This window comes from Spirabiliibacterium pneumoniae, assembly GCF_014884995.1.
Classification (GTDB): Bacteria; Pseudomonadota; Gammaproteobacteria; order Enterobacterales; family Pasteurellaceae; genus Spirabiliibacterium; species Spirabiliibacterium pneumoniae.
In genome coordinates this window covers 68,872-89,030 of record NZ_JABMII010000005.1, presented here as the reverse complement: position 1 = coordinate 89,030, position 20,159 = coordinate 68,872, and the positions used below count along the sequence as shown (strand labels likewise).

General features: G+C 45.6%; 19 protein-coding genes. 16 read left to right on the top strand and 3 right to left on the bottom strand.

What is annotated here, in order from left to right; all coding sequences use genetic code 11:
• The first annotated feature begins 14 nt into the window (after positions 1 to 14).
• Genes HPC38_RS04790 through fdx form a run of 6 tightly spaced genes read left to right on the top strand, consistent with a single transcriptional unit; the run spans position 15 to position 4,743 of the window.
• A complete protein-coding gene (locus tag HPC38_RS04790) occupies positions 15 to 1,229 on the top strand; it encodes an IscS subfamily cysteine desulfurase (RefSeq protein ID WP_208120145.1) in 1,215 nt (404 codons plus the stop codon).
• A gap of 16 nt (positions 1,230 to 1,245) precedes the next feature.
• Positions 1,246 to 1,629 (top strand): Fe-S cluster assembly scaffold IscU, encoded by a 384-nt coding sequence (gene iscU / locus HPC38_RS04785; protein ID WP_208120144.1) that lies wholly within the window; start codon positions 1,246 to 1,248, stop codon positions 1,627 to 1,629.
• 31 nt (positions 1,630 to 1,660) lie between these two features.
• Positions 1,661 to 1,984, top strand: a complete 324-nt coding sequence (gene iscA / locus HPC38_RS04780; protein WP_208120143.1) for an iron-sulfur cluster assembly protein IscA — start codon at positions 1,661 to 1,663, stop codon at positions 1,982 to 1,984.
• Between the two features lie 3 nt (positions 1,985 to 1,987).
• Complete coding sequence (gene hscB, locus HPC38_RS04775; protein ID WP_208120142.1) at positions 1,988 to 2,503, top strand: Fe-S protein assembly co-chaperone HscB; 516 nt, start codon at positions 1,988 to 1,990, stop codon at positions 2,501 to 2,503.
• A gap of 39 nt (positions 2,504 to 2,542) precedes the next feature.
• Positions 2,543 to 4,396, top strand: coding sequence for a Fe-S protein assembly chaperone HscA (hscA, locus tag HPC38_RS04770; RefSeq protein WP_208120141.1), 1,854 nt, complete (start codon positions 2,543 to 2,545; stop codon positions 4,394 to 4,396).
• Between the two features lie 8 nt (positions 4,397 to 4,404).
• A complete protein-coding gene (gene fdx, locus HPC38_RS04765) occupies positions 4,405 to 4,743 on the top strand; it encodes an ISC system 2Fe-2S type ferredoxin (RefSeq protein WP_208120140.1) in 339 nt (112 codons plus the stop codon).
• A 59-nt stretch (positions 4,744 to 4,802) separates the two neighbouring features.
• Here fdx and HPC38_RS04760 read toward each other — a convergent pair whose 3' ends face one another.
• A complete protein-coding gene (locus tag HPC38_RS04760; protein ID WP_208120139.1) occupies positions 4,803 to 6,203 on the bottom strand; it encodes an MATE family efflux transporter in 1,401 nt (466 codons plus the stop codon).
• A 254-nt stretch (positions 6,204 to 6,457) separates the two neighbouring features.
• Between HPC38_RS04760 and HPC38_RS04755 the strand changes: the two genes are divergently transcribed.
• The 6 genes from HPC38_RS04755 to HPC38_RS04730 all read left to right on the top strand — a co-directional run bounded on the left by HPC38_RS04755 (position 6,458) and on the right by HPC38_RS04730 (position 12,869).
• Positions 6,458 to 6,694 (top strand): hypothetical protein, encoded by a 237-nt coding sequence (locus HPC38_RS04755; RefSeq protein WP_208120138.1) that lies wholly within the window; start codon positions 6,458 to 6,460, stop codon positions 6,692 to 6,694.
• Between the two features lie 48 nt (positions 6,695 to 6,742).
• On the top strand, positions 6,743 to 7,369 hold the full coding sequence (locus HPC38_RS04750) for a riboflavin synthase subunit alpha (RefSeq protein WP_208120137.1): 627 nt from the start codon (positions 6,743 to 6,745) through the stop codon (positions 7,367 to 7,369).
• Between the two features lie 120 nt (positions 7,370 to 7,489).
• Positions 7,490 to 10,090: a type I DNA topoisomerase gene (gene topA, locus HPC38_RS04745; RefSeq protein WP_208120136.1), complete on the top strand. Its 2,601-nt coding sequence runs from the start codon at positions 7,490 to 7,492 to the stop codon at positions 10,088 to 10,090.
• Between the two features lie 286 nt (positions 10,091 to 10,376).
• Positions 10,377 to 10,586 (top strand): cold shock domain-containing protein CspD, encoded by a 210-nt coding sequence (gene cspD, locus HPC38_RS04740; RefSeq protein WP_208120135.1) that lies wholly within the window; start codon positions 10,377 to 10,379, stop codon positions 10,584 to 10,586.
• Positions 10,587 to 10,719: 133 nt separating this feature from the next.
• The gene (gene glnS, locus HPC38_RS04735; protein ID WP_208120134.1) at positions 10,720 to 12,396 is read left to right on the top strand and encodes a glutamine--tRNA ligase; all 1,677 of its coding nucleotides are present in this window, start codon (positions 10,720 to 10,722) and stop codon (positions 12,394 to 12,396) included.
• Between the two features lie 35 nt (positions 12,397 to 12,431).
• Positions 12,432 to 12,869: a YcgN family cysteine cluster protein gene (locus HPC38_RS04730; protein WP_208120133.1), complete on the top strand. Its 438-nt coding sequence runs from the start codon at positions 12,432 to 12,434 to the stop codon at positions 12,867 to 12,869.
• A 60-nt stretch (positions 12,870 to 12,929) separates the two neighbouring features.
• Here HPC38_RS04730 and ycaO read toward each other — a convergent pair whose 3' ends face one another.
• A complete protein-coding gene (gene ycaO, locus HPC38_RS04725) occupies positions 12,930 to 14,699 on the bottom strand; it encodes a 30S ribosomal protein S12 methylthiotransferase accessory factor YcaO (protein WP_408021842.1) in 1,770 nt (589 codons plus the stop codon).
• Positions 14,700 to 14,882: 183 nt separating this feature from the next.
• On the opposite strand from ycaO, the gene HPC38_RS04720 reads away from it, so the two are divergent.
• Positions 14,883 to 15,248, top strand: coding sequence for a YegP family protein (locus HPC38_RS04720; RefSeq protein WP_208120131.1), 366 nt, complete (start codon positions 14,883 to 14,885; stop codon positions 15,246 to 15,248).
• A 16-nt stretch (positions 15,249 to 15,264) separates the two neighbouring features.
• On the opposite strand, the gene priC is transcribed toward HPC38_RS04720, so the two are convergent.
• Complete coding sequence (gene priC, locus HPC38_RS04715) at positions 15,265 to 15,801, bottom strand: primosomal replication protein PriC (RefSeq protein ID WP_208120130.1); 537 nt, start codon at positions 15,799 to 15,801, stop codon at positions 15,265 to 15,267.
• 483 nt (positions 15,802 to 16,284) lie between these two features.
• On the opposite strand from priC, the gene HPC38_RS04710 reads away from it, so the two are divergent.
• The 3 genes from HPC38_RS04710 (at position 16,285) to HPC38_RS04700 (ending at position 20,096) form a co-directional block, all read left to right on the top strand.
• Positions 16,285 to 17,406, top strand: a complete 1,122-nt coding sequence (locus HPC38_RS04710) for a porin (protein ID WP_208120129.1) — start codon at positions 16,285 to 16,287, stop codon at positions 17,404 to 17,406.
• 342 nt (positions 17,407 to 17,748) lie between these two features.
• Entirely contained in the window at positions 17,749 to 18,804 is a 1,056-nt protein-coding gene (locus tag HPC38_RS04705) for a porin (protein ID WP_208120128.1), read from the top strand.
• Positions 18,805 to 18,944: 140 nt separating this feature from the next.
• Positions 18,945 to 20,096 (top strand): chorismate mutase, encoded by a 1,152-nt coding sequence (locus HPC38_RS04700; protein ID WP_208120127.1) that lies wholly within the window; start codon positions 18,945 to 18,947, stop codon positions 20,094 to 20,096.
• The last annotated feature ends 63 nt before the right edge of the window (positions 20,097 to 20,159 follow it).

Sequence of the window (20,159 nt, the reverse complement as noted above, 5' to 3'; positions counted from 1 at the left end):
TTTGAGGAGTGACAATGAAATTACCCATTTATCTTGATTATGCAGCCACGTGTCCAATGGATGAACGTGTGGCAAAAAAAATGATGGAATATATGACCTTTGATGGTATTTTTGGCAACCCTGCATCGCGCTCGCACCGCTTTGGCTGGCAGGCTGAAGAAGCGGTTGATATCGCACGTAATCACGTGGCGGATTTAATCGGCGCAGACTCGCGCGAGATTGTGTTTACCTCAGGCGCAACAGAATCTGATAATCTCGCAATCAAAGGCGCCGCGCACTTTTATCAAACCAAAGGCAAGCATATTATCACTTGCAAAACCGAGCATAAAGCGGTGTTGGACACTTGTCGTCAGCTTGAGCGAGAAGGCTTTGAAGTAACTTATCTTGAGCCTGAAAGTGATGGCTTGATTGATTTAAACAAACTTAAAGCCGCTATGCGTGAGGACACCATTTTGGTATCTATTATGCACGTCAACAATGAAATCGGCGTGGTGCAAGATATTGAAAAAATTGGCCAATTGTGCCGTTCGAAAAAAATTATTTTCCATGTGGATGCCACCCAAAGTGTGGGCAAAATTGCAATTGATTTAGCCCAATTGCCCGTTGATTTGATGTCGTTTTCTGCTCACAAACTCTATGGGCCAAAAGGCATTGGTGGCTTGTTTGTGCGCCGTAAACCACGCGTGCGACTTGAGGCGATTATTCACGGTGGTGGGCATGAGCGTGGTATGCGCTCAGGTACCTTGCCAGTGCACCAAATTGTGGGTATGGGCGAGGCGTATCGCATCTGCAAAGAAGAAATGGCAACCGAAATCCCACGCATTAAAGCATTGCGTGATCGCCTCTATAATGGCTTAAAAGATATTGAAGAAACCCACGTTAATGGCTCAATGGCGCACCGCGTGGCGAACAATTTAAACATTAGCTTTAATTATGTGGAAGGTGAATCGTTGATGATGGCGTTAAGCGACATTGCTGTCTCATCTGGCTCAGCGTGTACGTCAGCCAGCCTTGAGCCATCTTATGTGTTGCGCGCATTGGGGCTGAATGATGAACTGGCACACAGCTCTATTCGTTTTTCACTCGGGCGCTACACCACAGAAGAAGATATTGATTACACCATTGACTTGGTTAAAAGAGCGGTACAGAAATTACGCGATCTATCCCCCCTTTGGGATATGTTTAAAGAAGGGATCGATTTAAGCACGGTGCAATGGACAGCGCACTAATTAACGGGAGATTATTATGGCGTATAGCGAAAAAGTGATTGATCACTACGAAAACCCACGCAATGTTGGGTCATTTGATAAAAAAGAACAAAACGTCGGCTCTGGTATGGTTGGAGCACCAGCGTGTGGTGACGTGATGCAGTTGCAAATTAAAGTCAGTGATGAAGGCATTATTGAAGATGCGCGTTTTAAAACCTACGGTTGTGGCTCAGCGATTGCCTCAAGTTCTCTCATTACAGAATGGGTAAAAGGCAAGTCTCTTGATGAAGCGGGGGCAATTAAAAACAGCCAAATTGCGGAAGAGTTAGAATTGCCACCAGTGAAGGTGCACTGCTCGATTTTGGCAGAAGATGCCATTAAAGCCGCCATTGCGGACTACAAATCAAAAAATAACAAATAATAAAAGTGCGGTTCACGCATAAGGATGATTGATGAGTGTGACGCTTTCTGAAAGTGCGGCAAATCGTGTACGCACTTTTTTGACCAATCGTGGTAAAGGCATCGGCTTGCGTCTGGGGGTAAAAACGTCAGGCTGCTCGGGCTTGGCTTATGTGTTAGAATTTGTTGATGCGCTAAATGATGACGATGAAGTGTTTGAACAACACGGTGTGAAGATTATTATCGATCGCAAAAGTTTGGTTTATCTTGATGGCACACAGTTAGATTTTGTGAAAGAAGGCTTGAACGAAGGCTTTAAATTTCACAATCCAAATGTGAAAGATGAATGTGGCTGCGGTGAAAGTTTTACGGTGTAAATGATGCAAAATCCATTTGAGTTATTTGAACTGCCACTCACGTTTAAGCTGGATCTCAATGCGTTAAATGCGCGCTATTTGGCACTTCAAAAAGCACATCACCCTGATAATTTTGCCACCGCCAGCAAAACTGATCAACTCAACGCTGTGCAACGCACGGCAGACATCAACGAGGCATATCACACCTTGAAAAGCCCGCTACTGCGCGCGCAAGCGCTGTTGCAATGGGCGGGTGGCGATACGTGGGACGGTGAGCAAACGGTGCATGACAGTGACTTTTTGCTTTCTCAATTGAGCCTGCGTGAGCAACTTATGGAGGTTGAGCAAAGCCGCGATGAAACCGCACTTTGCGCGTTGCGTGATGAAAACGACAAAATCTATGTCGAGGCTTTGCGTGAGCTTGAAAGTGCGGTTGATCAACGCCACTGGAGTGAGGCTAAACGCTTTATCAACCGCTTGAAATTCATTGAAAAATTTCAGCGTGATGTGGACGCAGTGGAAGAGCAGTTTTATGATTAATTTGCCTGCGTTGCAGGTTTTCTTATTTGAGTGATAAACATGGCGTTATTGCAAATCGCAGAACCTGGGCAAAGTGTAGCCCCCCATCAACATCGCTTAGCGGTTGGCATTGATCTTGGCACGACGAATACGTTAGTTGCGACCGTGCGAAATGGACAAAGTGAAATTTTAAATGATGAAGATGATGTCGCATTAATTCCTTCTGTGGTGCATTACGGCCAAAATAGTCAAGTGCAAGTTGGTCGCGCGGCACTCGCGCAAGCCATTGACGATGCAAGCCACACTGTGATTTCAGTTAAACGCCTGATCGGGCGAAGCCTTGATGATATCCATACCCGCTATCCTAATTTACCTTACACTTTCACACAAAGTGATAACGGCTTGCCGTTGATTCAAACCGCACTTGGGCCGTTAAGCCCTGTGCAAATTTCCGCTGATATTTTAAAGCGCGTTAATGCGCTGGCGAGTGCGCGCCTTGGTGGCGAGTTAGAAGGGGCGGTGATTACCGTGCCCGCGTATTTTGATGACGCGCAACGCCAAGCAACGAAAGATGCGGCTCGCATAGCTGGGCTTAACGTATTGCGATTGCTTAATGAGCCAACTGCGGCCGCCATTGCCTACGGCTTAGATTCAGGGCAAGAAGGTGTGATCGCGGTGTTTGATTTAGGCGGCGGAACCTTTGATATTTCGATTCTACGCCTGTCAAAAGGGGTTTTTGAAGTGTTAGCCACTGGTGGTGATACCGCACTGGGTGGAGATGATTTTGATCATCTCGTTGCAGACTGGATCATCGCACAATCACAACACACACCGCAAACGAGTGCCCAGCGGCGCGAGCTTATTGAAACGGCGATTCGCGCTAAAATCGCCCTAAGTGAGCAAGAAACGACCCAAGTGCGGTTTATGGATTGGGTGGGCGAACTTACCCGTACGCAGTTTGATGAATTGATTCAGCCTTTGGTGAAGCGCGCCATTATGGCGTGTCGCCGTGCATTGAAAGATGCGCACGTGAGCACTGATGAAGTGCTACAAGTGGTGATGGTGGGCGGCTCCACCCGCGTGCCGCTTGTGCGAACTGAAGTGGGCGCGTTTTTCAAACGTGAGCCACTGGTGAGCATTGACCCAGATAAAGTGGTCGCGCTAGGGGCTGCCATTCAGGCGGATATTTTGGTCGGCAATAAAGCCGACAGCGATATGTTGCTGCTTGATGTTACGCCACTTTCACTTGGCATTGAAATCATGGGCGGCATGGTAGAAAAAATCGTGCCACGCAACACCACTATTCCAACGGCGCGAGCACAAGAATTCACCACGTTTAAAGATGGGCAAACAGCGATGTCTATCCATGTGCTGCAAGGTGAGCGTGAAATGGTGCAAGACTGCCGCTCTCTGGCACGCTTTACCCTGCGGGGTATTCCGCCGATGGTGGCGGGTGCGGCGCATATTCGTGTTACATTTCAAATTGATGCAGACGGGCTTTTGAATGTGACGGCGATGGAAAAATCAACCCAAGTTCAAGCCACCGTGCAAGTGAAACCTTCCTATGGGCTGGATGAAGAGCAAATCCGCCATATGATTCACGATTCCATTGAACACGCCGCCGATGATCGCGATGCACGTCGCTTAAATGAGCAACGTGTTGAAGGGGCGCGCGTGATTGAAAGTGTGCGCGAAGCACTCAAACAAGACCGCACTTTGCTTAATGATGATGAATATGCAGCGATAATGCAAGCCACTGAGCAGCTTGAGCAAGCCTGCCGCGGTGATGAGGCTCAAGAGATTAAAGTTCATATTAATCAATTAGATAAATTAACACAAGATTTTGCCGCACGGCGTATGGATAGCTCTGTACGCAAAGTGTTACAAGGGCAGAAAGTCAGTAATATAGAATAGGATACAATATGCCAAAATTAATTTTTCTCCCAAATGAGACTCTTTGCCCTGAAGGCATGGTGGTGGAAGCGCAAAAAGGGGAAAGCATTTTAGACGCGGCCTTAAATGCGGGGATCGAGATCGAACACGCCTGTGAAAAATCGTGTGCCTGCACCACTTGTCATGTGGTGGTGCGTGAAGGATTTGACTCTCTCAACGAAACATCTGATGTAGAAGAAGATATGCTGGATAAAGCGTGGGGATTAGAAATGGATAGCCGCTTAAGTTGCCAAGCCATTGTTGGCGATGAAGATCTTGTGATTGATATTCCACGTTACACAGTCAACCACGCTCGCGAAGAGCATTAATGTGATACGAAAGTGGGGCGGTTAAAAGTGCGGTCAGCTAAGGTAACCGCACTTTTTTATTATTTAATTTTCTCTAAATGAGCAAGCAGTTGTGCTGATGGGATTCGCTGAATATTACGCAGACGCAACAATAAGAGTACGGCGGCGAGGGTTAAGCATAATACAAATCCAATCCAAAAGCCTTCAGCCCCTAGTGGTGGGAATCCCCACTCTGTTAGCGCGGTGATGTAACCCACTGGCATGCCCACCACCCAGTAACTAAACAGCGAGATAATTAATACCGCTTTGGTGTCTTTATAAGCACGCAAGGCGCCACCAGCGATAGCCTGCACTGAGTCAGGCAACTGATAAGCGGCGGCAAACAGCAATAAGAATGATGCCATTTCAATAACGTGTGGATTATGCACAAAAATGTGTGCAATTTGAGTACGAAATACCAGCGTGATAATCGCAGTTGCCGTAGCAACCAGCAAACCTAGCGCGATGGCGAGATAACTGACCAATTTAGCGCCATCAAGATTTTTTTCACCTAAGCGTTGCCCAACTAAAATGGTGGTGGCCATAGAAATTGATAGTGGCATCATGTAAAAAAAGGAGCTGGTGTTTAGCGTGATCTGGTGGCTAGCCACAACATTGGCGCCCAGCGGTGCGAGTAATAAGCCAACAACAGCAAACAGACTCACTTCAGCGCACAGCGTTAATGCAATAGGCACCCCAAGATTGAGCAATTTGCGTAGAGTGGCAAGATTGGGCAGTTCAAAAATGCGAGGGAAGAGGTTAATTTTGCGTAAATGGCTGGCCTTAATACAATAGCCGATCAGCATTAACATCATCAGCCAATTAACACAAGCGGAGGCAATGCCACAACCTACCGCACCAAAGGCAGGTAGCCCAAATTTACCGTAAATTAACGTGTAATTTAAAATGATATTAAGCAACAGCCCAATAAAACCGATCACCATGGCAGGCTTGGTTTTGGCCATACCATCATTTAGTCCACGGAAGTTGATCATTATCAAATATGCAACCACGCCAATAGAAATGGCTTTGAGATAGTTCTCGGCTATGCTACGTAGACTTTCATCCATTTCGCGTAAATTGAGCAGTAAATGGTTATTGAAAATCAACCACGTCAGCGGAATACTCACAATCAATGCAATCCACAAGCCTTGACGTACTTGATGCCCAATCCGCGCCCGTTGCCCAGATCCGTTTAAATAAGCAATCACGGGAGGCAAAGAAAGCAGCAAGCCTTGTCCAAACAGCAGTAATGGCAGCCAAATAGAAGCACCAATGGAGATTGCCGCCATATCATTTGCACTCACGCGCCCTGCCATGATGGTATCGACCATGCCCATGGTGCTTTGTGAAAGCTGCGCGACCCAAATTGGCCCAGCAATACGAAACAGTTGCTTGCTTTCATGGCGAATATTGGCATTTGATAAGCGTCTTTTTAGCATAACTTTTATGGCGCATAGAAAGCGTCATAGCTCCAGTGAAGAAAATTGAAACGATTGTTGATTTTTTTCAATCAATGTACACAGTTATATTTTATTAATCAAGGGCAGTGCGTGTTCATAACCGCTTTTTACCAATTTATTTTGGTTTGGAGGTGGCATTTTCGTGCTGAGTTTACAAAATCAGATATTTTTTCTGGAATATGATAAAATACGCCCCAGAACCTGACGTATTATTTCATATTGTGGAGTACACGATGAGCAAAGAACAACAAACTCGCTATGAAGCCAGCATGTCTGCCGCCCTTGGTCCAATGGATGATGAAGAATTTAAAAATTTGATTCGCAAAGAAGCCGAAGCTCGGTTTAAATTTTTTAATGAGCATCCTAATGCCACGTTTCAAAATCTAACACTAGAAGAGTGGATAGATATGCTGCGCGAGCAATATGAGCAGTATCGTGATTGGTATCAAAGCCAAAACAATAACGCATAATGCGACGACTGAGTTTAGCAACATTTAACGTGTGATAACGAGGAAGCGATGTTCACGGGTATTGTGCAGGGCAAAGCCCGCATTGAAAAAATTATCCGCAAGGTTGGTTTTCAAACGCATATTATTGCCATGCCGACCGCACTTTTAGAGGGCTTAAGCGTTGGGGCATCGGTGGCGCATAACGGCGTGTGTTTGACGGTAACCGAGATCAACGGTGCGTTGGTCAGCTTTGATTTGATGGCGCAAACTTTGGCGATTACCAATTTGCGCCAAGTACAAGAGGGCGATGAGGTCAATATTGAGCGCGCGATGAAAATGGGGACGGAAATTGGCGGGCATTTGCTTTCAGGGCATATTTTCTGTACGGCAACCATTGCGCAGATTGAACGCACGACAAACAACTATAAAGTGCGGTTTCATTTGCCATCGCACGCGATGAAATATGTGCTTGCCAAAGGGTTTATCGCCATTGATGGTGCTAGTTTAACCATTGTTGATGTTGATCGCACTGATAACACGTTCTCTGTTAGTTTTATTCCCGAAACGCTTGAGCGTACAATCATTGCTCAGAAAAGGGAGGGCGAGCAGGTTAACATTGAAATTGACAGCCAAACGCAGGCGATTATTGATACAGTCGAACGTTATTTGGCACAAAATTTGCCAATCAACGGTTAGAAAGCCGTAACCAATGTTATAAATTGTCAGGCTAACTATTGTCAAACGAAATAATAGTTGATATTGTCTGTGCAATTTTTAGCGCCTAACCTTTAGGTTGAATAGATAAATGGAATAAAAATGAGCAAATCATTAGTGATCGTCGAGTCTCCTGCCAAGGCCAAAACCATCAATAAATATTTAGGCAAAGACTATGTTGTTAAATCGAGCGTCGGGCATGTGCGAGATCTCCCAACCGTCGGCTCAAGCACGGGCGAAAAGCGTAAAGCTGTTTCCACCAAAGGCATGAGTGCTGGTGAAAAAGCAAAAATTAAGCACGAGCGTGAGCAAGAAGCGTTGGTCAAACGCATGGGCATTGACCCTTATCACGACTGGCAGGCGAATTACCAAGTATTGCCAGGCAAAGAAAAGGTGGTGTCTGAGCTTAAATCCGCAGCCAAAAAGGCTGATCACATTTATCTGGCAACCGACTTGGATAGAGAAGGAGAAGCCATTGCGTGGCATTTAAAAGAGCTGATCGGCGGTGACGACAGCCGTTTTAGCCGCGTGGTGTTTAATGAAATCACCAAAAATGCGATCAAAAACGCGTTTGCCCAGCCTGAAAAGCTCAATATGGATCGGGTTAATGCGCAACAAACGCGCCGCTTTTTAGACCGTGTGGTGGGCTATATGGTGTCGCCTTTATTATGGAAAAAGGTGGCGCGGGGGCTTTCTGCTGGGCGCGTGCAATCGGTGGCAGTGAAATTGTTAGTTGAGCGCGAGCGTGAAATTAAATCGTTCGATCCACAAGAGTTTTGGACAATTCAAGCCGACACGACCACCACTCAGAAAAAAACGATCACATTAGATGTCACCCACGTTAAAGGCAAAAAATTCTCGCCTGAAAATGAAAAACAAGCGCAAAGTGCGGTCAAGGCACTTGAAAGTGCGGTTTTTCAGGTTGAAAGTATTGAAACGAAGCCGACAAAATCCACGGCTAAGCCGCCTTTCATTACCTCAACATTACAGCAAGCGGCAAGCACGCGTTTGGGCTTTGGCGTGAAAAAAACCATGATGCTTGCCCAGCGCTTGTATGAATCGGGCTATATCACCTATATGCGTACCGACTCCACCAATCTCAGCCAAGACGCATTGAACATGGCGCGCAGTTATATCAGCAGTGAGTTTGGCGCAGATTATTTGCCCGCGAAACCGAATTTTTATTCAAGCAAAGAGAATGCACAAGAAGCGCACGAAGCGATTCGCCCGTCGGATGTGAATGTAACGGCGGCAGCGGTGAGTGGCGTAGATAAAGATGCGGTGCGTTTGTATGATCTTATTTGGCGACAATTTTTAGCCTGCCAAATGCCCGCAGCACAATACGATTCAACGACGCTCGCCGTTAAAGCAGGGGATTATACGCTGAAAACCAAAGGGCGGATCATGCGCTTTGACGGTTGGACAAAAGTGTTGCCACTGGGCAAAAGTGCGGAAGATCAAGTGCTGCCAGAAGTGAGCGAAGGCGAAACGTTGATACTCAATGACTTGCACCCAGAGCAACACTTCACCAAGCCACCTGCACGTTACACGGAAGCTGCATTGGTGAAAGAATTGGAAAAACGGGGCATCGGGCGTCCATCAACCTACGCTTCGATCATTTCAACAATCCAAGATCGGGGCTATGTGCGGGTGGAAAATCGCCGCTTTTATGCTGAAAAAATGGGTGAAATTGTCACCGATCGCCTTAATCAATCTTTTGGCGATTTAATGAATTATGATTTCACCGCCAATATGGAAGACACATTAGACCAAATCGCCAATGGCAACGCCAACTGGAAGGCGCAACTTAATCAATTTTTCACTGATTTTTCGCAACAATTGACCACCGCCGAGCTGGATGAACTTGAAGGTGGCATGCGCCCGAATAATTTGGTGGAAACGGACATTAAATGCCCAACTTGTGGGCGCAATATGGCGATCCGCACCGCCAGCACGGGTGTATTTTTAGGCTGCACAGGCTATGCACTGCCACCGAAAGAGCGCTGCAAAACCACCATTAACCTCATTCCAGAGGCGGAACTGCTCAATGTTTTGGATGATAATTCTGAAACCGACGCATTGCGCAAACGCAAACGCTGCCCGAAATGCCACACGGCGATGGACAGCTATTTGATCGACGCCCACCGCAAATTGCACATTTGTGGTAATAATCCGAATTGCGATGGTTTCATCATTGAAGAGGGTGAATATAAGATTAAAGGCTACGACGGGCCAGTAGTAGAATGTGATAAGTGCGGTGGCGAAATGCACCTTAAACTTGGCCGTTTTGGCAAATACATGGGCTGTACCCAGTGCTCAAACACGCGTAAGATTTTGAAAAATGGTGAAGTGGCGCCACCAAAAGAAGACCCAGTCCCTTTCCCAGAGTTAAAATGCGAAAAATCGGATGCTTATTTCGTGTTGCGTGATGGTGCCAGTGGTGTCTTTTTATCCGCTCATAACTTCCCGAAATCGCGTGAAACGCGAGCACCGTATATTGAAGAGCTTGTGCGTTTTCAAGATCGCCTGCCAGAGAAATTCAAATATCTTGCCAGCGCGCCTGAAAAAGACCCCGACGGCAATAAAACGTTGGTGCGATACTCGCGCAAGGAAAAACGTCAATATGTCACCTCTGAAAAAGACGGCAAAGCCACCAAATGGATCGCCGATTATGTTAACGGCAAATGGGTGGCACGTAAGTAGGTTATCGAAATGTTAAGCTCAAAGTGCGGTTTGTCTTTCAACCGCACTTTTTTACTTTAATCAGAAATGAGCACACAGCCTATTCAATGTCACAACTCATCTGCAAATGTCACAAAAATGTATTTATTTTGTGATCCGCTTCTTATTTTGCTCATCTTGTAATTGTAGATTTACACTTTTTAATCAAAAATAGAGACAAAGGTAAAGTCATCAGTAGCCTAGCTTAGGACAATCCTTATATAAAAGCCCATAGGGGCATGTATTTATTTATAGAGAGAGGTCGATTATGCCAATCGGAACAGTGAAATGGTTTAATAATGCAAAAGGCTTCGGCTTTATTGCAGAGGAAGGCCACGACGAGGATATTTTTGTGCATTATTCTGTGATTGAAATGGAAGGGTATCGCTCATTAAAAGCAGGGCAAAAAGTGGAGTTTGAAGCCATTCATGGTGATAAAGGCTCACACGCCACCAAAATTGTCCCAATTCAAGAATAGTTCTTTGTAATCAGCAGGTGCAGCTTTGTGCCTGCTTCACTCTTGCCCCTCAAATCCCTAAAAGCGGGTTTTGTTCTTGCTTAAAACTGTGTAAAATGCGATCCTTAACCTTATTTTTGTTTCAAGGACTGCTATGAGCGAACATCACGAGAATACGGCGGAATCAGCCCGCCCGAGCAATTTTATCCGTCATATCATTGATGAAGATTTAGCCGAAGGTAAAGTTAACACTATTCACACCCGTTTTCCGCCTGAGCCAAATGGCTATCTGCACATTGGGCATGCGAAATCAATTTGCCTGAATTTTGGCATTGCGCAGGATTATCAAGGCTTATGTAATTTGCGCTTTGACGATACAAACCCCGTCAAAGAAGATGTGGAGTATGTTGATTCCATCAAGCAAGATGTTCAGTGGCTTGGCTTTGATTGGGCAGGTGAAGTGCGCTATGCCTCCGATTATTTCGATCAACTGCACGGCTATGCCATTGAATTGATTGAAAAAGGTCTTGCCTATGTAGATGAACTTTCACCCGATGAAATTCGCGAATATCGTGGCACGCTGACAGAGCCTGGTAAAAACAGCCCTTATCGTGACCGCAGTGTGGCAGAGAACCTTGCGTTGTTTGAAAAAATGCGCAATGGTGAGTTTGCCGAAGGCAAAGCCTGTCTGCGCGCCAAAATTGATATGGCAAGCCCGTTTATGGTGATGCGTGACCCAGTGCTTTATCGCATCAAATTCGCCAGCCACCACCAAACGGGGGACAAATGGTGCATCTACCCGATGTATGACTTCACCCACTGTATTTCTGACGCCATCGAGCGTATCTCGCATTCATTGTGTACGCTGGAGTTTCAAGATAATCGCCGTCTATACGACTGGGTGCTGGACAATATCTCCATTGAGCACCCATTGCCGCATCAATATGAATTTTCACGCTTAAATTTGGAAGGCACGCTCACCTCCAAGCGCAAGCTGCTTTATTTGGTGCAAAATGGCATTGTTGATGGCTGGAATGATCCTCGCATGCCAACCATTTCAGGCTTGCGCCGCCGTGGCTACACCCCCGCATCTTTACGCGAGTTTTGCAAACGCATTGGCGTGACCAAGCAAGACAACGTGGTGGAATATTCTGCGTTGGAATCGTGCATTCGTGATGATCTCAACATCAACGCCCCACGCGCGATGGCAGTGATTGACCCTGTGAAAGTGGTGATTGAAAACTTCAACGGCGAAGGCGAAACTCTTACCGCGCCGAATCACCCAAATCGTCCCGAGCTCGGTGAGCGCCAATTGCCATTTAGCCGTGAAATTTATATCGATCGTGCCGATTTCCGCGAAGAAGCCAACAAAAAATATAAACGCCTTGTGCTCGGCAAAGAAGTGCGCTTGCGCAACGCCTATGTGATCAAAGCTGAGCGTGTCGAAAAAGATGCAGAAGGCAATATCACCACTATTTTTTGCACCTATGATCCTGACACGTTGGGCAAAAACCCAAGTGACGGGCGCAAAGTGAAAGGCGTGATCCACTGGGTGGATGCTAATACGCATCAGCGCGCTGAGTTCCGCCTCTACGATCGTCTGTTCAACGTGCCAAATCCAGGGGCGGCAGAGGATATTGAATCGGTGCTCAACCCAGACTCTTTGCGCATCGCTCACGGCGTGGTAGAGCAAAGCCTGATTAACGCGCAGCCTGAACAGGCCTATCAATTTGAGCGTGAAGGCTATTTTTGCGCCGACAGCAAAGACTCACGCGCGGATCGCTTAGTGTTTAACTTAACCGTTAGCTTAAAAGAAAGCGCGGGATTCTAATCAAAGTGCGGCTTGACCGCACTTTTGTTTTGCTTATGCCATTTTGGGAAGATAAAACGCTTGCGCAACTCAGCGAGCAAGAGTGGGAGCAGCTATGTGACGGCTGCGGGCTGTGCTGCTTTCATAAAATGATCGACGGCTATGGCATTCATGAAAAACTGTATTTCACTCGCATCGCCTGCGATCAGCTCGACCTTGCCACCTGCCAATGCAGCCATTATGCCGATCGTTTTGCGCTTGAAAGTGATTGCACCAAACTCACGCGCGAAAACTTAAGTGAATTTGCGTGGCTGCCTGAAACCTGCGCTTATCGCCTGCGTGCCGAAGGCAAACCGTTGTACACGTGGCACCCACTGATTTCAGGCACCTTTGACAGCGTCAAAAAAGCTGGCATCGTCATTCAAAACGGCGTACACGCTCGCAAAGTCCGCGACTGGACAGATTACATCATCGCCGTTGAAAACGTATTCTGACCGCACTTTGTAATAAGTTAAATAAAAAGCGCTGATGATGGCGCTTTGTGTGATCTGAATTTAACGTGGCTCGCCTTCAACCGCACTTTGTCTTTTCGCGCGCTGAAGTTTTTCATAGACTGCCAGCAGTGCTTGGTGTGGCGCAAATGCTTGCAAGTTTTCATCACTCGGTTCTAAGCCATAAAACGGATTGCCGCCTTGAATGGCCTGCCAGCACGCGTCAACTGCATCCGCGCCATAAAGTGCGGTGAAAACGGCGTGATATTGGCTGCTTTCGCGCGTATCATCTAAGAATAATTCCAATGACTGCATCAAGCAGCGATAATAACAAATACGCTCGGCACTGAATACCGATTCGCTGCTCTCCAGCGTCCATTGCGCCCAGTCAAGTGCGGTGTCTAAATCGCCAGCTGCCAGTGCGAGCATTGATTTCAGTTCACCGATGCGCAAGGTCTGCCACGCGCTGGCTTTGTCCACCGCGATGCCCAAAAACTCACGCACACGGGTGAAGTCATCAATGCCTTGTTGGTCGAGATCGTGCAGCATTTTTTGATAAAAGTGCGGTTGTTGATCAAAATGGGGCAGTGCTAAGATCGGTGCGCGCCAGTTCATGCCCATATTATTATTGGCATAAATCAAGTCATCAACAGGGTAAATATCCGACATCCCAGGCACAATAATACGGCAAGCATAAACGCCGAGATGGGTGTAGTCCATAATATACACATCTTGCTCAAGCGCATTGAAAATCGCCATTAAATTGTCAAACTCCTGCGCTGTGGAGCCAGAAAAATCCCAATCCACAAAGTCAAAATCGCTTTCTTGCTTGAACAAATCCCACGAAATCAAACCGCTGGAGTCAATAAAATGCGTTTCTAAATTGGCGTGTTCTGCCACGTCGTCATCGGCAAATGAAGGCGGGGAGAACACATCTAAATCTTTCAGGCTGCGCCCTTGTAACAGCTCTGTCACGGTGCGCTCAAGGGCCACCGCAAAATTCGGGTGTGCCCCAAATGAGGCAAAACAGGTGCCATTGGTAGGGTTGAGTAGCACCACACAAATCACAGGAAATTGCCCACCGAGGGAGGCATCAAAGGCATAAATCGGGAAACCTTCATTTTCTAAGGTGCGAATGGCTTGTTGAATATGTTCATAGCGCGCGAGCACCGCACTTGGGATTTCAGGCAAAGAGATACATTCGCTGATAATTTTATTTTTCACAAACCGCTCAAACACTTCAGACAGTGCCTGCACGCGCGCTTCGTTTTCACTGTTGCCTGCTGACATACCATTGGAAACATACAGATTGGCGATAATGCTTTGCGGAATATACACCGTTTGCCCATCGCGTACGCGCTGATAAGGCAGCGCCACAATCCCACGCGTGGCATTGCCCGATTGCAGATCCACCAAATCAGCAGGTGTGAGTTCACCGTCAGGGTCAAAATAGTGCCACAGCGCTTTACTCATCAGGCCTGACGGCATCGTGTCGCCCTCAAAAGCAAACCATTTTTCACAAGGGTAATGCACAAATTCACTATTGCTAATCGTTTTCCCGAGATAAAAATCAGCAAAAAAATAGTTCGTGGACAAGCGTTCGAAATATTCTCCGAGTGCGGAGGCAAGGGCGGCTTTTTCGCTTGCGCCTTTGCCATTGGTGAAGCACAGCGGGCAGTGCTTGTCGCGAATGTGGATAGAATACACGTTCGGCACAGGGTTAAGGGCATTCAAATAGTCTAACTCAATGCCCAAGTCGGCTAATTTTTGCGTGAAATAGGCAATGCTTTGCTCAAGGCTGGCATCTTTGCCGAGAATGTGGGTTTGTGTCATAACGTGTTCCTGCATCTGAAAAAGGCGCATAATAGGCAAGAAACAGCAAACAGGCAACTCAATTTTGTGGCGAGCAGCACATTTTTTACACAAAATACGTAAAATTGATTGAAAAATTTCCAAAAGAAACTATTCTTGACAGTGATCACGCCCAGCAAGGGCAGCACAACCAAGGAGACTTTTATGGCACAAGGGTGGTATGAACTCAAACTGGCGAAAAATGGCCAATTTGTCTTTAATTTGAAGGCGGCCAATAGCCAAGTGATTTTAACCAGTGAAATGTACAAAACACGCGCTGCAGCGGAAAATGGCATCGCTTCCGTGCAAAAAAATGGCGCAACGGAATCACTTTATGAAGTGCGAATGGCGAAAAACAACAAGCCGTATTTTGTGTTGAAAGCCAAAAATCACCAAGAAATTGGGCGCAGCCAATATTACAGCAGCCAAGCTGTGGCCAAAAAAGGCATCGCCTCCGTGATGCGTAACGCCGCCAGCACTGTTGTGAAAGACAAAACCCAAGAGCAAAAAGAGAAAGCAAAAAAAGCCTAATTCGAGTAAAGTGCGGTCACACCGCACTTTTCCCCTCTTCTTTGCGTTTCACAAACGCTAAATACTCTTCCAACTGTTCAATAGCTGCCTGACAGCGGCCAATGCGTGCCAACGTGTGGTTGATTTGTGCTTCGCTGACCGCACTTTGTGCCTCTAATTTGGCATTTTGTTGCGTTTCAAGTTGATTTTTTAATCGTGCGAGAAAGCCATAATACAGCTCCAGCCGCGCCCGTGGCGGCAGCTGCTGAATATCTTGCGAGTGTTGTGTCGAAGGGCGCAACGGAGTAGTTCGAGGTGCGTTGAGAATAGCATTCAACGCGTGATATTGCCCCGTGAATTTGTCGGCGTAAAATTGTGCGATAAGCCCATCGTGGGTTTGCTCAAGTAAGTGCAACGTGTGTTGCATTATTTTCTGAGCTTCGCCGACGGTATGCGGGTCTTCTGGAAAGAGTACAGGGCTGAAAAACGCTGGCAGCACTTTAGCGTGATGTGGATCAAAATGTGCAATCGCCTGTGCCAATTGTGCCAACTGTGTTGTTTTTTGTTTGCGCATCTCCCCCCCTTGAGGCGCAGTGTAGCACAATTAAAACGACAAGCAAAAAACAAAAAAGTGCGGTGGGTGAAAAGTTTTTTCTCAAAATTCGATCTACGTCACATAAAAATAAAACAAGATTTTAGAACATAAAATGAAAGTTAAGACGGTGTTTTTATTTGTATATATTTCAATAAGATAATAAAAAACGAAAGTGCGGTTGGAAGAATTGTTATTGACGTAAATTGACCTCATCTAGTCCGCTTTACGCAAAAATGAATGAATGATTTCAATAATATATTGAAATTAAAGGATTTAACATTGATGAAACATCTAAATAGTTACCTTGCGTAATCTTGACAGTATTCATTCAAACTGTCATATTTTCTTACAAGAAGAACATGAGCTGACATTTTCAGTTTGCTTTTCTAATTTATTGTGTATTCGCACACAAGGTGTTTCATTTCAATTTAAGTATTAACCTAACGTAAAAGGACAGACATCATGAAAAAAACACTCGTTGCTCTAGCTGTTGCTGCCATGGCTGCTACCAGCGCTAATGCTGCTGTAGTTTATAATCAAGATGGCACAAAAGTTCAAGTCAATGGTCAATTCCGTATGCAATTACAACGCATTGGCAATTCTCGTATTGATCTCCATGATCGTGGTAACCGTTTAGAAGTGATGGCCAACCAAGATTTAGGCAATGGTTTTTCTGCTGTGGGTAAATACCGTTTAACCTTCAATGGTAAAGACGACAAAGATACCAGCGGTTCAACATTTGGCAACCCAACCACTGACCAACTTTATGCAGGTTTTGAACAAAAAGACATCGGCCGCTTATATTTTGGTCGCCTGCCAACTAATGGTGATGCCATTATGTTAGGTGATTATCAGTTAAGTAATTCTGGTGGTAGCAACCCATTGACCTCCAGTGCGAAAAAAGCGATCCATTTCAAGTCGGCTGATTTTTCTGGCTTCCGTGTAGGTGCCGATTATTTGTTTGGAACAGCAGAAAAACACGCACCAGCACTTACTCGCAATGCCAGTGAAAGCGAAGGTGTTTTTGCCATTAGACAAGATGAAAGTTATGGTAAGCGTTTGAAAAATGGCTACGGTGTGGCAGCTTATTATGATGGTAAACTGGCTGAAAATACAAAATTGCGCGTGCGTGCAGGCTTAACTCACGACCGTTTTGAAAATACTGGCTATAAAAAAGCGTGGCGTGCAGCAATCGAATTGGCACAAGGTCCATTCGCATTGGCTTATAACTACGGCGAAAGTCGTACAAACCTGTTTGATAAGAATCTGACACGTAGAGAGAATGAAGCAACTATGAGTCGTAAAAAAGACAAACGTCATTTTATTGCGGCTAAATATAACATCACTGACATGACCAGCGTGTTTGCCCAATTGAAATTGGAGAAACGCGATATTAAATCACATGGTTATGTTGTGGGTGTTGACCACTGGTTGACTAAACAATTTGGTACTTACATTGAGTTTGCTCGTGATCGCTCAACCACTTTGGGATGGAATCCTAAAGCAAATAATGGAAGAGGAGAATATACAGTTGCTCAACCATACCAAAACAAATACTTCACAGGTTTCCGTTATATTTTCTAATATAATTAAGCTGTGCTAAAAGGCTGGGCAACCAGCCTTTTTTATCCCCAAGTGCGGTTTCAATGTGTTGTAAAAAAGCGATTTAGTTCACAAAATGAAAGAAAAATAAGCTAAAAAGTGTGCAGGTGAATGGCTATTTTCTGTAATTAATTGATTTATATCAAATTAAAAATAGGTGAAAATCAGCATGAAGCTTGACAGTGTAAGGTCTTTCTGTCAGTATGAACTCGAATTTATAACCGTTGGACATTTTGCTTGGCAAAAAGTTCAAATTAATAGTTTATTTATGCACTAGCATCGTAAATAAACAAAACCTTAACTTAAGTAAAAAGGCAGACTATTATGAAAAAAACATTAGTAGCTTTAGCAGTCGCAGCAGTTGCTGCAACCTCTGCAAACGCAGCCGTTGTTTATGACAACGATGGTTCTAAAGTAGAAGTTAAAGGTTCACTTCGTCTTCTTCTCGCTCGTAATGGCGACCAACGTGGTGATCTGAAAAATGATGGTTCACGTTTAATCATCAATGCACAACAACAAATCGGCAACGGCTTGAGCGCATTCGGTCAAGCGCAAATTCGTTTTGATCAAACAGATGACGATCAAACTTTCGGCAATCCTGTAACTAACAAATTGTTTGCAGGTCTTGCTCAAGACGGCGTGGGTGCGTTGAGCTTCGGTCGTCAAGCAACCAATGGTGACGATGTTCAATTAGGTGACTACGCTTATACTTGGGGTGGCAACAACAACCTAAAAGATTCTGCTAAAAAATCTATCAAATTCCGTTCAGCTGACTTCAACGGCTTCAGTTTTGGTTTAGATTACATCTTCGGTAACGCGACCAAATATAAAGAAGGTACAACCGCTAAAGCAACTGATGAGAAAAATGGCTACGGTGCTGCAGTATTCTACACAGCTCCATTGGCACAAGATGTTAACTTGAACTTGGCTGCTGGTTACGGTCAGGATAACACTAATGGTGAAGCATCACTTAATAAAATTGAGTCAGGTATTGCTTCTTACTCATTTGCATCTGTAAAAACTGATCGTACAAAAATCAACTGGCGTACAGCTGCTGAAGTTGAATTTGGACCAGCAGCTTTAGCGGCTAACTATGGTCAAAGCAAATTCAAAGGTGGCGACAAAAAACTTACTGCTTTATTGGTAAGTGGTAAATACACTATCGCTGACACTTCAACTATCTACGGTGAGTGGTTGCGTACAAAATTAACTGATGCGCCACGTTTGAACTCATACGTTGCAGGTGTTGACTACAAACTTCACAAAAACGTAGTAACTTACGTTGAATTTGCTCGTGCACAAGTTGCCGCAGCAACTAAAGATGGTTGGAAAAAAGACCACGAAAACAAATACGGTGCAGGTTTACGCGTATTCTTCTAATCGCGCATCATGCACAACAAAAAGCCAGCTTATGCTGGCTTTTTTAATGCTTGAAGATTGCCAAAGTGCGGTTATAAGCATAAATTTCATATCACAAAGGTTGAAATCCTTGCTACAATGGCGTGAAAGTGAGGAGTGTTATGACAAAGCCATTATCAGAAATTCGCCAGCAAATCACCGCGCTGGATCGCCAATTACTCGATATTCTCAGCCAGCGCCACCAGCTGGCGTTTGATGTGGTGAAAAGCAAAGAAGAAACCCAAAAACCGTTGCGCGACATCAACCGCGAGCAGCAGCTGCTCAAAGATTTGGTAGACTATGCCAACGAGCACAATTTGGGGTTGGATAGTGATTACATTATCGCGATGTTTCAACGCATAATTGAAGACTCTGTGCTCACCCAGCAAGCCTATTTACAAAATAAGCTTAATGCGGCTGCGAAAAGTGCGGTCAAGGTGGCATTTTTAGGTGTGCGTGGCTCGTACTCCAATCTCGCGGCACGGCGTTATGCCAAACGAGTGCAAAAACAGCTTGGCGAAGTCAGCTGCAATTCATTTGCTGAGATTTTTACTGCGGTGGAAAATGGCACGGCGGATGTGGGTGTGCTGCCGCTGGAAAACACCACCTCAGGCGCGATTAATGAGGTCTACGACTTGCTACAACACACCGAGCTGGCCATTGTCGGAGAACTAACATACCCAATTAAGCATTGTGTGCTTGTTAGCCAGCCAACCGCACTTTCAGCGATTGACACGCTTTACAGCCACCCGCAGGTGATTGCGCAATGCAGTCATTTTATTCAAGGGCTGGAAAAGGTGAAAACGCACTATTGCGAAAGCAGCTCACACGCCATGCAGTTGGTTTCACAACTGAACAAACCGAACATTGCCGCGCTTGGCAACGCCGAAGGGGGGGCACTTTATGGCCTTAGCGTATTGCACGATCACATCGCCAACCAGCCGAACAACATTACGCGCTTTATCATCATTAGCAAAAGTACGGTCAATGTTTCGCCACAAGTGCAAAGCAAAACCCTGTTGCTGATGAGCACCACTCAAAAAGCTGGTGCGCTGGTGGACGCATTGTTGGTGTTCAAACATTACGGCATTCAAATGACTAAGCTGGAATCTCGCCCGATTTACGGCAAACCGTGGGAAGAGATGTTTTATCTCGAAATCATCGCTAATATTCACGATGATACTACCCAATGCGCCCTGCAAGAGCTTGCGCGCGTCAGCCAATACCTCAAAGTGCTCGGCTGCTACCCAAGCGATCTTGTTATCCCTGCCTAACACAAAGTGCGGTTGTGACCGCACTTTATTTTTTTAAAACAAAATTTTGATTTTAAGTGGTTT